This window comes from Streptosporangium sp. NPDC000563, assembly GCF_040299985.1.
Taxonomy (GTDB): domain Bacteria; phylum Actinomycetota; class Actinomycetes; order Streptosporangiales; family Streptosporangiaceae; genus Streptosporangium.
Window position 1 is genome coordinate 298,846 of record NZ_JBEPDA010000004.1, and the last position, 14,378, is coordinate 313,223.

The 14,378-nt window shown below is 67.3% G+C and carries 21 protein-coding genes and 1 riboswitch; of the genes, 9 read left to right on the top strand and 12 right to left on the bottom strand.

The window, feature by feature from the left end; all coding sequences use genetic code 11:
* Window positions 1–160: 160 nt before the first annotated feature.
* Window positions 161–820, bottom strand: coding sequence for a class I SAM-dependent methyltransferase (locus ABT352_RS14165; protein ID WP_350945213.1), 660 nt, complete (start codon window positions 818–820; stop codon window positions 161–163).
* Window positions 821–1,168: 348 nt separating this feature from the next.
* Between ABT352_RS14165 and ABT352_RS14170 the strand changes: the two genes are divergently transcribed.
* A complete protein-coding gene (locus tag ABT352_RS14170) occupies window positions 1,169–1,318 on the top strand; it encodes a hypothetical protein (RefSeq protein ID WP_350945214.1) in 150 nt (49 codons plus the stop codon).
* Between the two features lie 95 nt (window positions 1,319–1,413).
* Here the strand turns inward: ABT352_RS14170 and ABT352_RS14175 are convergent, their stop codons facing one another.
* A complete protein-coding gene (locus ABT352_RS14175; RefSeq protein WP_350945215.1) occupies window positions 1,414–1,860 on the bottom strand; it encodes an ATP-binding protein in 447 nt (148 codons plus the stop codon).
* 68 nt (window positions 1,861–1,928) lie between these two features.
* On the bottom strand, window positions 1,929–2,282 hold the full coding sequence (locus ABT352_RS14180) for a hypothetical protein (protein WP_350945216.1): 354 nt from the start codon (window positions 2,280–2,282) through the stop codon (window positions 1,929–1,931).
* A 223-nt stretch (window positions 2,283–2,505) separates the two neighbouring features.
* Here ABT352_RS14180 and ABT352_RS14185 point away from each other — a divergent pair, with 223 nt between their 5' ends.
* The 4 genes from ABT352_RS14185 to ABT352_RS14200 are packed head-to-tail and all read left to right on the top strand — an operon-like array spanning window position 2,506 to window position 4,033.
* The gene (locus ABT352_RS14185; RefSeq protein ID WP_350945217.1) at window positions 2,506–3,333 is read left to right on the top strand and encodes a helix-turn-helix domain-containing protein; all 828 of its coding nucleotides are present in this window, start codon (window positions 2,506–2,508) and stop codon (window positions 3,331–3,333) included.
* Window positions 3,324–3,530, top strand: coding sequence for a DUF397 domain-containing protein (locus tag ABT352_RS14190; protein WP_350945218.1), 207 nt, complete (start codon window positions 3,324–3,326; stop codon window positions 3,528–3,530). Before ABT352_RS14185 ends, ABT352_RS14190 begins: the two co-directional genes overlap by 10 nt.
* A 43-nt stretch (window positions 3,531–3,573) precedes the next feature.
* Complete coding sequence (locus ABT352_RS14195; RefSeq protein WP_350945219.1) at window positions 3,574–3,780, top strand: DUF397 domain-containing protein; 207 nt, start codon at window positions 3,574–3,576, stop codon at window positions 3,778–3,780.
* Between the two features lie 46 nt (window positions 3,781–3,826).
* Window positions 3,827–4,033: a DUF397 domain-containing protein gene (locus ABT352_RS14200; protein ID WP_350945220.1), complete on the top strand. Its 207-nt coding sequence runs from the start codon at window positions 3,827–3,829 to the stop codon at window positions 4,031–4,033.
* A gap of 247 nt (window positions 4,034–4,280) precedes the next feature.
* Here ABT352_RS14200 and ABT352_RS14205 read toward each other — a convergent pair whose 3' ends face one another.
* Complete coding sequence (locus ABT352_RS14205) at window positions 4,281–4,805, bottom strand: GNAT family N-acetyltransferase (RefSeq protein ID WP_350945221.1); 525 nt, start codon at window positions 4,803–4,805, stop codon at window positions 4,281–4,283.
* 248 nt (window positions 4,806–5,053) lie between these two features.
* Here ABT352_RS14205 and ABT352_RS14210 point away from each other — a divergent pair, with 248 nt between their 5' ends.
* Entirely contained in the window at window positions 5,054–5,500 is a 447-nt protein-coding gene (locus ABT352_RS14210; protein WP_350945222.1) for an NUDIX domain-containing protein, read from the top strand.
* Window positions 5,501–5,619: 119 nt separating this feature from the next.
* Here ABT352_RS14210 and ABT352_RS14215 read toward each other — a convergent pair whose 3' ends face one another.
* Window positions 5,620–6,003, bottom strand: a complete 384-nt coding sequence (locus ABT352_RS14215) for a DUF427 domain-containing protein (RefSeq protein WP_350945223.1) — start codon at window positions 6,001–6,003, stop codon at window positions 5,620–5,622.
* 100 nt (window positions 6,004–6,103) lie between these two features.
* On the bottom strand, window positions 6,104–6,388 hold the full coding sequence (locus ABT352_RS14220) for a putative quinol monooxygenase (protein WP_350945224.1): 285 nt from the start codon (window positions 6,386–6,388) through the stop codon (window positions 6,104–6,106).
* Between the two features lie 289 nt (window positions 6,389–6,677).
* Here ABT352_RS14220 and ABT352_RS14225 point away from each other — a divergent pair, with 289 nt between their 5' ends.
* The 3 genes from ABT352_RS14225 (at window position 6,678) to ABT352_RS14235 (ending at window position 9,700) form a co-directional block, all read left to right on the top strand.
* Window positions 6,678–6,995, top strand: coding sequence for a hypothetical protein (locus tag ABT352_RS14225; protein WP_350945225.1), 318 nt, complete (start codon window positions 6,678–6,680; stop codon window positions 6,993–6,995).
* A gap of 348 nt (window positions 6,996–7,343) precedes the next feature.
* Complete coding sequence (locus ABT352_RS14230; protein ID WP_350945226.1) at window positions 7,344–8,090, top strand: DUF4253 domain-containing protein; 747 nt, start codon at window positions 7,344–7,346, stop codon at window positions 8,088–8,090.
* Between the two features lie 379 nt (window positions 8,091–8,469).
* Window positions 8,470–8,619, top strand: a riboswitch (cyclic di-AMP (ydaO/yuaA leader).
* 250 nt (window positions 8,620–8,869) lie between these two features.
* Entirely contained in the window at window positions 8,870–9,700 is an 831-nt protein-coding gene (locus ABT352_RS14235) for a hypothetical protein (protein WP_350945227.1), read from the top strand.
* A gap of 221 nt (window positions 9,701–9,921) precedes the next feature.
* Here ABT352_RS14235 and ABT352_RS14240 read toward each other — a convergent pair whose 3' ends face one another.
* The 6 genes from ABT352_RS14240 to ABT352_RS14265 form a co-directional block, all read right to left on the bottom strand.
* A complete protein-coding gene (locus tag ABT352_RS14240) occupies window positions 9,922–10,293 on the bottom strand; it encodes a hypothetical protein (protein WP_350945228.1) in 372 nt (123 codons plus the stop codon).
* Window positions 10,294–10,305: 12 nt separating this feature from the next.
* Entirely contained in the window at window positions 10,306–10,686 is a 381-nt protein-coding gene (locus tag ABT352_RS14245) for a roadblock/LC7 domain-containing protein (RefSeq protein WP_350945229.1), read from the bottom strand.
* A 58-nt stretch (window positions 10,687–10,744) separates the two neighbouring features.
* A complete protein-coding gene (locus ABT352_RS14250; RefSeq protein ID WP_350945230.1) occupies window positions 10,745–11,638 on the bottom strand; it encodes a hypothetical protein in 894 nt (297 codons plus the stop codon).
* A 4-nt stretch (window positions 11,639–11,642) separates the two neighbouring features.
* The gene (locus tag ABT352_RS14255) at window positions 11,643–12,023 is read right to left on the bottom strand and encodes a roadblock/LC7 domain-containing protein (RefSeq protein ID WP_350945231.1); all 381 of its coding nucleotides are present in this window, start codon (window positions 12,021–12,023) and stop codon (window positions 11,643–11,645) included.
* Window positions 12,024–12,175: 152 nt separating this feature from the next.
* Window positions 12,176–13,387, bottom strand: coding sequence for a DUF4032 domain-containing protein (locus ABT352_RS14260; protein WP_350945232.1), 1,212 nt, complete (start codon window positions 13,385–13,387; stop codon window positions 12,176–12,178).
* Between the two features lie 63 nt (window positions 13,388–13,450).
* Entirely contained in the window at window positions 13,451–14,098 is a 648-nt protein-coding gene (locus ABT352_RS14265) for a class II aldolase/adducin family protein (RefSeq protein ID WP_350945233.1), read from the bottom strand.
* Window positions 14,099–14,378: the final 280 nt, after the last annotated feature.

The window sequence follows — 14,378 nt, forward strand, 5'->3', positions numbered from 1 at the left end:
GGTTCCAGTGAGCCACCTCCTGGAGCCGGACGGCTACCCGTCCGAGTGTGACTTCCCTCTGGACCAGTCGAGTGCCGACATCCCGACCTGTGGTTCGCCAATGGTCATCGAATGAGACGCGGTCCGAGGTCGTCCCATCGAAGGTGGCGGTTTCTTGAGGTCAGGACCGCTTTCCTGCTCCCCAGTAGAACGGCCCAGAGGTCGAGTGAATCTTGATGCGCCATCCGATCTGCTCAAGTTGCCGTTCGAGGTCCGACGGGCGGTGCGGGACTTTGACGATCCGGTAAGCGGTCCCGTCCATGAGCCGGCGTTGTATGGTCGCGGATTGCTCGCCCTCGATGAGTTCGTCGGCGGTGCGGTAGCCGTCGTCGACGAAGAACACCCGCCCCTCCGGCTTTAGGCAGTCGGCCACCAGCGACCAGAAGGACGCGAAACGTTCTGGCGGAACGTGCGACAGCCAGAACCCGAAGAAGACGACGTCGTAACGACGGTCCGGCTGCCAGCGAAACAGGTCGGCCGACACGAAGCGCACCCGCTCGTCCTCGCCCACCCGCGTCGAGGCGAGAGCGAGCATTTCCGGAGACGCGTCCACGGCCGTGACATCGGTGGCGTGCTGGAGCAGTTGGGCGGTCCATCTGCCTGGGCCGCAGGCGAGTTCGAGCACGCTGCCGGTCGGCCGGAACGCATCAAGCGCCGCCGACAGCTCAGAGGCTCCGGGAAAGGGGAGAGCATGACGCTCGTATTCTGTGGCAATCGCCCGGTAGTAGATGATCTGCTCGTCGAGTAGCTCCTGCTGGTTTCCGCCATCAGCCGATTCCATGGATCGACTATCACAAAATCATTCGGCGGGTTGCAACACCGACAAGATCGACGACTGATCTTCTCGGTGCTGTCCGGGAGGGCTTGGAGAGCGGCCTCCCGAATCAGATGAGAGAGGCTGCCGATCGTGCCGCCCGTCCGATCATGCAGGTAGGAGCCTCATAACCCACACCGAGCTCGGGGCTGCCAAGACCGCCCACGTGATCCCATGCTGTGACTACTCTGTATCCGGACAGGCTCGACAGAAGACGCAGGCGAGCGGATGGCGGATTCAGGAGGCGAAACAACGCTTCAGAAAGGTCGTGCGGTGAGCGAAGGTCCTCAAAGGGGTACTCGGCACGGAGAGCAGGTGGTCGACGTCATCGACATCACCGAATGCCGCCACCTCGAAGGGGACGCTCCGGACTTCAGGCGATTTCTTCTCGCGGCCCCCGACTGGGACGACGACGTGGACTTCCCGCGAAATCAGGACTTTCCCCAGGCAGTCGATTTCCGCTGAACTCTGGCCATTCGGAAAACAACGACTTATCCGGCACGTGGGTATCCGTCGTCAACCCGTTCGACGTGCTGACCTGACCTCCGCCGCCCTGGGCACTACCCCGTGACCTGGTACCAGACCGACCTGCCCGTGCCGTCGTGGTGGGATCCCCACTCGGTGGCGAGCAGGTCGACGAGCCACAGCCCTCGCCCGCCGTCGTCGTCGGCCTCCGGCACGCGTACGGCGGGCGCGCTCGTGGCGGAGCCTTCGTCGGTGACCTCCACGTGGACCAGCGTGGTGGTACGGGCCAGGTAGACGGTGAGGCGGCCGTCCGTGGTGCGTCCGGAGTCGGAGTGGGCCACCGCGTTCGTGGTCAGCTCGCTCAGCAGGAGCAGCACGTCGTCGAGCACCGGGGCCGCGACGCGTCCGGTCAGCAGGTCCCGCGCCCAGGCCCGCACCTCCGGTACGGATGCCACCCTGCCGGGAAAGACCTGCCGCCACGCGCTGTACGGCCCACCCGCCCACGGCATCGCGTCGTGACGTCCCGTTTCCCGGCATGACATCGTTGAGGTCCCCTCACCGCGATGCCCGGAACGGTCGCTCTCTTCCCCCGACGCCTCCGGCTCGGACCTCATGCGGTCACCGCCGACATGATCATGTCGGCCGCGTTGTCGGCTTCCGCCCAGACCCATTCGCCGCGCTGCCACAGCCGCGCCCACCAGGGCCGCCAGACGAACGCCCAGCCGCAGTGGCGCCGGACGACGGTGACCCTGACCAGTGCCGTGCCCGTCCGGATCTCCAGAATCGGCTGCCCGGCCACCGGAAGGACCAGCGAGGTGCACACTCCGAGGCCGTGCAGATCCCAGCTGAGCCGGGTCAGATGAATGAATCGCGCACGCCGCTCGATCGCCGTGACGCTTCTGTCCTCCGGATGCGTACGGCGAACACGACCGAGGCGCGAAAGGTCGCCGTTCTGATCATTCATAACTCGTTCTCGTCCCTGATTTAAAAGTATGAGGATGCTTTCTTTTTCGTCCTGTCGGATCGAGAGGACGTGTGATTAGATTGCCCGCGTGGCAGGTGGATTCATGGCTGGATTGACACCCCGGTGGATGCTCTGGAATGTCTGGCGAGGGTTTCCGCATGCCAGGGCCTGGAATCGCCGCTATAACCAAAAATCCGTTTTTCTCTATTTCAGGAGGAATGCGATGAGCGACGAGATCCCCCCGGACCCGGGCTCCCCCCGCGCGCGCTTCGGCGCCGAGATGCGCCGCCTGCGCGAGGCCGCCCAGCTCTCCCAGGCCGCCGTGGGCAGACGTCTCGGCTGCACCCAGACTCAGGTGAGCCGCCTGGAGAGCGCCGCCCGCACCCCGTCCAAGTCCGACGCCGAACGCCTGGACATCCTCTTCGGCTCAGACGGCAGCACGTACTTCACGGACCTGCGCGAACACATCGTCGCCCGTCACGGCGGCCCGGTCTGGTTCATGAGCTGGGCTCAGGAGGTCGAGCCGTTCGCCCTCGTCCTGCGCTCGTGGGATCCGCTGCTCATCCCCGGTCTCCTGCAGACCGAGGCGTACGCCCGAGCGATCTTCAAGAATGCCCCTCGGATCACCCCGGAGGAGTTGGAGGAGCGGGTCAAGGCACGCATGTGGCGTAAGAAAATCCTCGAAGGGGACAATCCGCCGCTTTTCCTCGTTCTCATCGATGAAAGCGTGCTGCGCCGTAATGTCGGCGGCCCGGAGGTGATGCGGGAACAGCTTGGTTACTTGCTGGAGGTAGCTCAGCGCCCTTCCATCTCCATCCAACTCGTCGATCAGCTCTGCCTGTCCGGTGTACTGGGTGCTTTCATGATCGCGGAACTCCCAGGTGGGCAGCCGGACGCGATTCACGTGGACTCCTCGATAGATGGACAGAATTCGGCCGACCCTATCCGCGTAACCGCGATATGGAATCGCTATGAAGCGATACGTCGATGGGCTTATCCTGACCATATGTCCCTCAAAATGATCGAGGAAGCGAGGCAGGAATGGACCTGAGCGTCGCGGTATGGCGGAAGTCTTCGCTGTCCGGAGACAACGGCGGCCAGTGCGTCGAGGTCGCCGCGAATCTGCCCGGTGCGGTCGCGGTCCGCGACAGCAAGGACCCGCACGGTCCCAACCTGCTCTTCACTCCTGGCGAGTGGCGGATCTTCGTCAGCGGCATCAAGTCCGGCGAGTTTGACCGGCTGGTCTGATCTCTTCGGGAACTCGGGTGCTGTCTACACGAATCGAGGAGAAATGGACCTGAGTGCCGCCATATGGCGGAAGTCGTCCCGCTCCGGCTCGAACGGTGGGCAATGCGTCGAGGTCGCTGCCAACCTCCCTGGCGTCGTCGCGGTTCGCGACAGCAGGGATCCACACGGCGCCAAGCTGCTCTTCACTCTCGCGCAGTGGGGAGCTTTCGTCGGCGGCATCAAGTCCGGGAAGTTCGACCGCCTGGTCTGATCACCCCCTGGAAGGTCGGACATCTTCCAAAGAAGGTGAGGCGAAAATGGATCTGAGGTCCGCCGTCTGGCGGAAGTCATCGCGGTCCGGCCCGAATGGTGGCCAGTGTGTCGAGGTTGCCACCAACCTGTCCGGCGCGGTCGCGGTCCGCGACAGCAAGGACCCGAACGGCCCCCACCTGCTCTTCACCTCCACCGGGTGGCGGTCCTTCGTTCATGGCATCAAGGCGGGAAACTTTGACCGTATGAGCTGATTGTCGGGATTGAACCATTTCGGGTTATCCCTTAATGGCGAGGAGAATTTCGACCTCTTCGCTATCGCAACCCCCGATCGGTCACCGGTCGGGGGTTCTGTGCGTCCAGTAACGGTCTCGGGACGAGCCGGGACAAGAAGTCCGAGCAATCGTGTGAGCCCACACTGACGTGGTGGTGAGCGCGCTGATACGGCACTTCGCGCGGTGAGCGGCGTTTAACCTCGCCAGATGGCCGATCGCCGGCGCCTCATCGGCGAATCCGGTACAGCACATGCCGGCGTAGCGGCCCCTCGGGCACGTTCGGGTGGTCGAAGTCGGCGTCGGGGTCACGGGTCATGCCGATCCGGCGCATCACCGCGTGGGACCGCAGGTTGGTGGTGGTGGCCATCGCGACGATCTCCGGCAGTTCGAGGGTCTCGAAACCGAAGGTCAGGCAGGCCAGGGCGGCCTCGGTGGCGTAGCCGTGGCCCCATGCCGAGCGCGCCAGCCGCCAGCCGATCTCCACGCCGGTGAACGGCATGCCCTCGACCGGATTCAGGCCGGTGAAGCCGATGAACTCACCGGTCGCCACGACCTCCACCGCCCACCACCCGTAGCCCCGCCTGCCGATTTCTTCCTGGATGCGGGTGAGGAAGGCGGCACTCTGCTCATGTGTCAGCAGGTCCGGGAAGTGTTCCCTGACCTCGGGGTCGGCGTTCATCGCGGCCCAGGGGGCCAGGTCGGAGTCTCGCCACTGGCGGAGCAGGAGACGGTCGGTGCGCGGTTCGAGCATGCGGCCACGCTAACGTGATCAAACTCGGGGAGTCGATCGGTTTCGCCGAACGGCGATCCCGGTCCGTGGCGGGGGATTGCCGGCCCACGACGGAGACCTCCCGGTCAGGTGCCGGATGTTCAGCGGGGCGAACCCGATCGAACCGTCGTCGGCCTCGTACGAGACGGGGCCAACCGGCGGCGCCGCGTCGTCTTTTCCCGATAGCGTCCAGCCTTCAGACAGGCGCCGACCCGTAGATGGGACCTACCGTGAAGAAGCTGATCGTCCGGCCCTGGAGGCTCGTCAACGGTTCGCTCCAGTGGCGCATCCTCTGGCTCCGGCACGCCAAGTTCACGGTCGGGGTGACCGGGATCGTCCGTGACGCGGACGGCAACGTGCTTCTGCTGAAGCATCGTTTCTGGCCGATGGGCAGGCAGTGGGGGTTGCCCACCGGGTGCGCGAACAGGTCGGAGACCTTCGAGGACACGGTCCGCCGCGAGGTGCGCGAGGAGACCGGCCTGAAGGTCGACGTCGGAGAGCTCGTGCAGCTCAAGAGCGGCTACAGGCTCCGCCTGGAGGTGGCGTACGAGGCCGAGCTCGTCGGTGGAACGCTCAAGCTCGACGACTTCGAGATCCTGGAGGCGAGATGGTTCGCGCCACACGATCTGCCGAAAGAAATGCAGGAGGCACATCGCCTCCTCATTCACCGCAAATAGGTCTGGTTCCCGATCTGGGTTGTGTCCTGCCTGGTGTCGAGCGAGCATTTCGAAGGCGATTCGGCTGCACGCAGTCTTCTGATCGATGGGTCTCCCGGCGCACTCGCGCCGGGAGACGCTCAGGCGGCCGGTTCCTCGACGATGGAGTCGACCCGGTCGGGATAGAAGGCGACGTGGTCCTTGATCTCGGCGACGGCCGGATGCGGCGACTCGTAGAACCACACCGCGTCCACCGCCTGCTTCCCGTCCACCGTGACGGTGTAGTAACTCGCGTCGCCCTTGAAAGGACAGTAGGTGGCGGTGTCGGTCCGCTCCAGCAGCGAGCGGTCGACGTCGGTGATCGGGATGTACTGCACCGGCGGGTACGCCGCCTCCCGCAGTGTCAACGCGCTCCGCGAGTCGGCGACCACCCGGCCGGCCACCGAGACGACGATCCGGGCCGGGTTCGGCGTGATCGTGATCGGGTGACTGGGGCTGGGCTCCAGGATGGGCTTGTCGGTCATGACGAGAACCCCTTTCTGTCATATCCAGTCTGCCGGACCCCGGACCCTGAACCGCGTCGCCGTCCCCTACCCGGTGGAGGGGAGATCTGTCGCCTCCCGCTCAGGCGGGGCCGACGCCGGAGATCTGGTAGCGAGACACCTCGGCGTCGCGGATCATCGTCTCCTGGCCGTCGCTCGGCCCGGAACCCCGGAAGGCGTCGAGGGTCTCCTCCGACTCCCAGCGCTCGTAGACGTTGATCCGGCCGGTGTCGACGAGGTCGGCGCCGAGCGTGAAGTCGAGGCAGCCGGACGCGGCGCGGGCCTGCTCGATCACGCTCACGCATCCCTTGAGGTAGTCGTCACGGGCATCGGGGTCGACACGGATCCAGCCGGAGATAATGATCACGCCGGCAGGGTACGGCCCGCCACCGACATTTAGCCTCGCTCATGGACACGCGTGCCCCCTTTTCGCGTTGTCCTGGCCCACCGCGCCCCCTCCTCGTCGGCCGCGTATATAAAGGTGTCCGTCCTCCGCGCCGGTCGCGCATTCCAGACGTCGATCCTTCCGCGCCGGTCGCGCATCTCGGGCGTCGATCTTTCCGTACGGTTCGCGCATATCAGGTGTCCGCCGGGCACGTAGGATTCGACGGCTGGGCAGGCGACGACGAGGACGACGAGGACGACGAGGACATGGTGTGAGCTTTGATCTCGGAGTCTGGTTCGCGGCCGGACCGATCACCGCGCGGGAGGCCCTTCTTCGATATCTCGCCTGGGACGAGAGCGGAGCCGCGCCCGGTGAGCCGCGCCCGGAGGTGGCGGCCTTCTACGAGGAGTTGACGGCGCTCTTCCCCGACCTGACCGTCGAGAACTACGGCGCCTCACCGTGGTCCGAGCCGCTCACCGTGGGGGAGGACTTCGTGCTGATGAACGCGGTCTTCCCACGGGCGGGGGAGGTGTGCCGCGTGGTCCTGGAGATGACGCGGCGCCATCCCCTGGTGCTCTTCGAGCCCTAGCTCTCCGGCTTCGCGGGCCTGTCCATTACCCCCGAGACTCACGGCGCCCTCGCGGACGTGACGTGCGGCCCCGAACGGCCTCGTTGAGCATTCGTCGGGCGTGGAGGGGTGGCACCCGCTCGGCTTCGTTCCTCTCTGTACCGATAATTTTTGCCTGGACCAGGGCAGAACTGTCCCTCGGGGTGGTTGACAGGCCAAAATTGATCCGTGGTCAGGATCGGATCGGTAGAGATGAGCGATTGCGAGCGTAAGAGACTCCCGCCAGTTCTGGGCCAGTTGTTCGCCGATGGGGGAGAAGGAGCCCACGAAGGCGAGGGGGACGGGGGAGGCGGGGGCAGGAGGCTCTCGGTGGAGTTGCCGCCGGGGGACGTGGTGTGGCCCGACCCCGGTTACGCTCAGCTCGCGGTCCGTCGCCGTCCGGCGTTCTGGCTGAGTGAGGTGACGGTCTCCGGTGAGTACTGGGCCCGGTTGAGGGCTCAGCACGAGCAGTCGGGCCTGTGGCCGGTCCTGCTGGAGGACTCCGTCCAGCCCTGGTCGGCGGGTCAGATCGCCCCCGACACCGCCGCTCAGATCGACAACTACAACGCCGCCGCGTTCATGGCCGAGGTGTGGTCCGACTGGATCGAGAGGGCGACCCTGGACCAGCTCGAACTCCTTGATCCCTACGGTCCCGAGTGTCCGGGCCCGGCGCCGGCGGGAAGGCTCGCCGCCGATCCCGGTGTGGTCGCCGACTGGTACGCCGGGCTGGTGGCCGAGCGCAGGACCCCGCTCGGGCTCGTCGCGGTGGAGCGCGGGGCCGACGCCCTGGCCGTGATGGGCTGGCAGGGCGCCCTGAACCACAACGAGTGGATGGTCCCGCTCGCGGCCGTCGTACGGAGCTGGGAGGAGAGGTTCGGGGTGCGGGTGGTCGGAATGGGGTTCAACACCCTCGACCTCAGCGTCGCCGCGCCGCCGACGACCTCCGAGCACGCCCTGCACGTCGCGGCGGAACACTGGACGTTCTGCCCCGACAGCATCATCCAGGGAGCGGGGACCCTCGTCGACTACGCCGAGCAGATCAAGGGCAGGAACGCCTGGTCGTTCTGGTGGGACTGACCGGACGGGGATGACCCGCGGGGTGGGGGAGATCCCGTGCGGGTCTCGGTGAGGGTCCCGCGATGGGCTGTCGACCCCCGGTGAGGAGGCCCTGTGTGGGTCTCGGGGGAGGAGCTTCGTCCCGCGGGCGGGGGTGCCGGCCGCCGGCGGGAAGGCCCTCGTACGGGTCCGGGGCGGGGGTTCTCGCGGCGGATACCGGGTTGGGGAAGGCGTTCTCGCTGGTAGGGCGGGTGCCGACCTGGCGGGGCGATCGATGGGGCTTCCTTGAAGCTTGTAGGTAGATCTTCTGGGTTTTTCATGGTGTTTGCTTTGCTTTGTCCGGTTTGGTGGGTAGTGTCCACTGTTATCGGTTGGCGACCTGCCCTTCACAAGAGGAGGCGGCCGGCCGACGTCGAATCCCGAGGGCCCGCAGGGCTCCGGAGCCGGGGAACCAATTTTCCGGGGTGAATCCGCCGCGAACGCGCGGCGGTAGGGCAACTCCACCGCCCGAACCCGTCAGCTAACCCGGTAGACGAGATGGAGAGGAGATCCCCTCATGGATCACCGCGTCACCACGTCGGTGGACCCCCTGTCGGCACCGACCACCTGAACTTCAACGCCGCCCCCCGTCCCCTCGACCTCGCCGCCGCGCCTGATCGTGGCACCTTCAGGACCGTGCTCCGCGTAGCGATCGGCTGATCCGGCTACGCCACCTTTTCCGATGAGCGCGTCCCCGCCAGTGCACCCCTTCGGTGTTCGCACCTGGCCGCCCCGTTCCCTCGCGAAAGAGCCATTTCTCCATGCACCCCTCCTTTGGTATGCACAAGAACGACCTGAACACGCCCTGTCCGGGCGAGCGATCCCCGTACAGGAACACCTCCCTCGGGCGCGGCCTCGCCGCGGCCCTCACCGCCGCGAGCCTCCTCGTCTCCGGCGGTGTCGCCCTCGCGCTCCCCGCCTCCGCGGCCCCCGCCTCCGCGGCCCCCGCCTCCACCCACCTCGCGAACGACCCGGCGGCGGGCGCGCCCGCCGGTACCGAGGCCGTTCTCCTCCAGGGCGCGACCACGGCCTCCTACTTCTGGGACGACTCCTCGGGCCGGGCCGGTGACACCGGACTTCCCGCCAGCGGCAAGCCGATGCAGAAGGGCATGATCGCCAGCCCGAGCTGGCCCCTGTTCACCGAGGGATACATCCTCTACAAGGGCAAGAAGGCGAAGTTCTTCGTCGGCGACCGCGGCCCGGGTAACCCCTCCAACCAGGGCATCATGATCGACATCGACGCCAAGACCTTCGCCGACCTGACCGGCGGCACGTTCAACGCCGGCACGCTCGGCGTGGACGGCAACGGTGGCATGGGCCACATCGACATCCAGTACGTCGTCACCAAGTGGGGCGGCGGCACGGGGATCAAGAACCACCCGGTCGCGTTCTCCACCGGCGCGTGGAACCGCAGGGACACCAACCCGGCCCAGCCGCCGACGACCGTCTTCGCGATGGCGAGGAAGCTGGGCATCGGCCTGCAGACCCAGCTGGTGAGCGCGGAGGCGCGACCCTGGCTCGGCAAGCCCAAGGTGATGGTCGAGCATGTCTCCGAGTACGTCCCCGGCGGCGTGGCCGCAGAGGAGAACTGACCCCGACGGTGTGGCGGCCGGGCAGAGACGGTCCTCGTCACCGGCCCCGACGGCGCGGCCACCGGGCAGAGACGGTCCTCGTCACCGGCTCCGACGGTGTGGCGGCCAAAAAGAGCCGTCACCGTCCCCGGCGGCGCGGCCATCGGGAAGAACCATCCTCGAAACGCCGAGGGTTCCGGTGCGGTCCGCGCCTGCCGGGGCGCGGACCGCGAACCAAAGGGTCAGACTTCGAGCTTCTCCTCGATGCCGCGCAGGCTGTGCCGGGCGAGTGCGAGGTTGGCCCGGTTCCGGTCGAGGGCCAGGTAGAGGAACAGCCCTTTACCGCTCCGGCCCGAGATCGGGCGGATCACGTGATACTGCGTGCCGAGCGTGATGAGGATGTCCTCGATGCCGTCCTTGAGACCGAGCGACTCCATGGTCCGCATCTTCGCCCTGACGACCTCGGTGTTACCCGCGGCCGCGACCTGGAGGTCGAGGTCCTTGGACCCGCCGAGCGCGCCGAGCGCCATCCCGCTGTTGTAGTCGACGACGACCGCGCCGATGGCACCGTCGATCGCCATCATCTCCTTGAGCGAGATGTCCATGTTGCCCATTACTGTCTCCGATCACTGGGATATCGATGTGCGTGAGCTGACGGCGGCGAGTCGGTCCGCCGTTCTGCGGCCCTCCAGCCTGAGCAGCCCGAGATTGGTCCCCGGGCGTGCCAGGACTGTGAGAACGATCTTGGGTCCGGCGGCGTAGAACGCCGCGTAGCCGTTGGTTCCGGAGATGAGCGTCTCCTCGAAGGCGCCCTTGCCGGCGATGCCCGTCATCCGGCGGCTCAGGGCGAGCACCGCGGAGGAGAGCGCGCCCGTCTGCTCGACGTCGTTTCTCAGGTCGCTGGCTATCGTCAGGCCGTCGACACTGCACGCGATGCTCCCGTCCACGTCGGGTACGCGTTCTCGCAGCATCGCCATCTCACGGCGTATCTCCTCGCGCAGTTCCACCGGCATCCTCCTTCCGATCAACTTCAGCGTCCGTAGCCTTATCGGCATGTGACCGGGCTCAAGTCATTGCCTCCAATGCGTTCCTGAGCCGGATGAGCAGGTTGACGTCGGCCGGGTCCCCGTTCGCCCTGGGGATCCAGTCCGACGTCTCCACGGAGCCCGTCCCGGCCGCCGGGATCTCCGTGGCGCCCTTCGTCCGCCTGGGCAGCGGGTCCGGGGCGGCGGGGGCCTCGGCCGGACCGGGCTCCGGGACGCGGAGCAGCCCGGAGGAGGCGAGCTGTCGTACGGCGAGCAGCACCGAGTACGCGGGACGGCCCAGTTTGCGCGCCAGCTCGGCCGGGGTCGCGACGGAGTCGGCGCCGACGAGCACCTCCCACTGGAGCGCGCTCAGCACCACCCGGTGGGCGCCGATGCGCTCCACCGGGACGACCGGGAGCGTGTCCAGCTCCGCGGACGGCCAGATCTGTTCCAACTGCGCCTTCCTCCGCTCGCACTCCCGGAGCAGGCCGGTCGCGTCGAAGTACCACTGCGGTCCGAGCCAGTGCAGCTCCCCCCGCCGGAACCTGGGCCGGTGCCCGGTGGCCCGCAGCAGGAAGTACGCGGCGTCGAGCACCGTGCTGAGCACGCAGAACTCCAGCTCACCCCTGGTGAGCAGGCCCTGGGCGATCAGCCGCTCGCCCCCCGTCGGCTGGGGCTCCCGCGACTTCTGCGGCCCGGGAGGGAGCGCGGGGTCCGGTCGCCGGCGGGTGGTGGCCTGCCTGATCTGCCGTACGGCATGGGCGGATATGCCGCGGCGGGCACCCAGCAGGTCCTCCAGCCGAGGGGCGGACGCGCTCTCGGCGTAGGTCACCCGGCCGTCGGTGAGGTAGATGACCCCCGCCTTGCCGAGTCGCAGGGATCCGGTGGCGTGGTCGCCGGCGAGTCCGCTGAGGATGTTCTCGACGCTGGGCACGGGCTCACGTCGATATCAGACGGCCGGAAAGGGCCTGGAGGCGGTGGCGGGCCAGTGCCAGGTTCGAGCGTTCCGGATCGAGCCTGACGTAAATGACGAGCGGGCCGTCGAACGGCGTTTCCAGCGGCTTCAGTAAATGGTGTCCGCCGTCCGTGGTCACGATCATGTCGTTGATCCGGACCGTGCCGCCGGGCACGGTGACGGCGAGCCCGTCGAGCGTCGCGCGCAGGGTCTCGCTCAGCCCCGCGGCCGACCTCTCCACGTCGGCATGGCGGCTCGCACCGCCGGCGGCCACCGCGGTTCCGCTGGTCTGATCGATGAGAATCGCGTCCAGGGCCCCGGGGATGGCCATTACCTCGGTGAGGCAGTCTTCGATTCCGAGCACGTGCTCTCCCTTGCCGACGACTTCGAACGTCGCCCGGTCAGCGTAGGGAAAAGCCTCGGAAACCACTCTCTCCGGCTGGGGCTTTGATGGGAGAAGGGGGAGGATTCACCACCCCGAGGGGAAGTTATGCACCCCGGGTGGAAATCAACCCTTTAGTCCTCGGCGATGAGTGCCTTTTCGTCCGGCTTGAAAATGAGAATGTTCTTCACATAGGAATTCACCGCGGCGGGCAGGCCGACATCGGTCCCGGCCTCCTCCGACATGTACCAGCGGTGGTCGAGCACCTCGTGGAAGAACTGCGCGGGCTCCAGCTTGCCCCGCATCTGGAGGGGGACGGCCAGCACCGTGGGCTGGAAGACCTCGGCGAGCCAGCGGTGGGCCACGATCGCCTCGTCCTCGTGGCGAAGGCCGTGTGACACGCGGAAGGAGTCGAGGTCGTTGAGGAGGCGTCTGGCCTGGTTCTCCTCCACGTCCAGGCCGGTGAGCCGCAACAGCCTGCGCTGGTGGTGCCCGGCGTCCACGACCTTGGGCCGGACGATGAGCCGCCCGGTGCCCGCCTTGCGGCGGACCATCATCTCCGCGACGTCGAACCCCAGGGAGTTCAGCCGGCGGATCCGCTGGTCGATCATGTGCCAGTCGACCTCCTCGATGATCTCGTCGGAGGTGAGCTCGCCCCACAGACGGTGGTAGCGGCGGCAGACCGAGTCGGCGACCTGCTCGGGGTCGATGGAGGAGTGCAGCAGCCCGCCCGCCTCCAGGTCGAGCATCTCGCCGAAGATGTTGGTGTGCGCCACCTCGATGTCGTACAGCCGCTGCCCCTCGCTGATCATGGGGTGCAGCTCGCCCGTCTCGGCGTCGACCAGATAGGCGGCGAAGGAGCCCGCGTCCCGGCGGAACAGGACGTTCGACAGCGAGCAGTCGCCCCAGTAGAAGCCGCTGAGGTGCAGTCGTACGAGCAGCACGGCGAGGGCGTCGAGCAGCCGGTTGAGCGTCTCCGGGCGGACCGTCCCCGACATGACCGCGCGGTAGGGCAGCGAGAACTGCAGGTGCTGGGTGATGAGCGCGGAGTCGAGCGGCTCGCCGTCCGCGCCGGTCCGCCCGGTGACCACGGCGACCGGCTCGACGGACGGGGTGTCCATCCGGCTCAGGTCCCACAGCAGGCGATACTCGCGCTTGGCGTAGTACTCGCTGATCTCCTTGATCGCGTACACCTTGCCCGACAGGCGGGCGAAGCGCACCACGTGCCGGGAGATGCCCCGGGGCAGGGAGACCAGGCGGTGCTCGGGCCACTGCTCCAGCGGGACGTCCCAGGGCAGGCGGATGAGGTCCGGATCGCTCGGCGCGCCGGTGAGCTGCAGGGGCATGGGGTCAGTCCTCGCGATGGGTGGTCCGGCGGTGTGCAGGACGGGCAGGTGGTCGCGCCGCGCTCAGTCCTCGCGGCGGGGAAAGGCGGGCGGGTCGAGGGCGCGCCGGACCACCGAGGCGAGCTGCTCCTCGGTGAGCACGCGGGGCTCGCCGACGCTCCTGGCCCGCACGTAGACCTCGCAGAGCCACTCCAGCAACCTGGTCGCCTCGAAGGCGCCGTCCAGGTCGTCGCCGATCGTGACCCCGCCGTGGTTGGCCATCAACGCGGCACGCCTGTCCTTGAGCGCGGCCCTGACGGAGGCGGCGAGCTCGGGGGTGCCGTAGGTGGCGTACTCGGCGACCCGCACGGTCCCGCCGAGCAGCAGGACGTTGTAGTGGATCGGCGGCAGCTCGCTCATGGTCGTGGCGACCACGGTGCCGAAGACGGAGTGGGTGTGCACGACGGCGCCGGCGCCGGTGGTCGCGTAGACCGCGAGGTGCATGGGGGTCTCCGACGACGGCCGCAGATCGCCCTCGACGAGGTGTCCCTCGATGTCGACGACCGGGCAGGCCTCGGGCTCCAGCCGGTCGAGGGAGACGCCGCCGGGTGTCACGGCGACCAGGTCGCCCACGCGGACGCTGAGATTTCCCGCGGTCCCGACGACCAGTCCGGTCGTGGCGGCCCGATGGCCGTACTCACACAGCAGGCGGCGCTGCTCGGCCAGCAACATGTCGTCAAAAGTAGGGGGTTGCGGTACCGGGCGGCAAACCTTCATTATCTGGTCTAGACCGGTTGCCGCCTGTCGGCGGTCGGCGAGCAGGGTTCCTCTACCTCTCCGGCGGTCGTGCGTCAACGGTTGGTAGAGGAATTTAGACCGCTATGTGCTGTTTCGTTGCCGGATAGCACTTCCCTGGCGTTTGGTTGCTACCGGATAGGTCGCGAGGACATCACGGCTCGGTCTAGACCGGATGCGGGCCCTTGACGGTGGGCTCCAGGGATACGTACCTTCG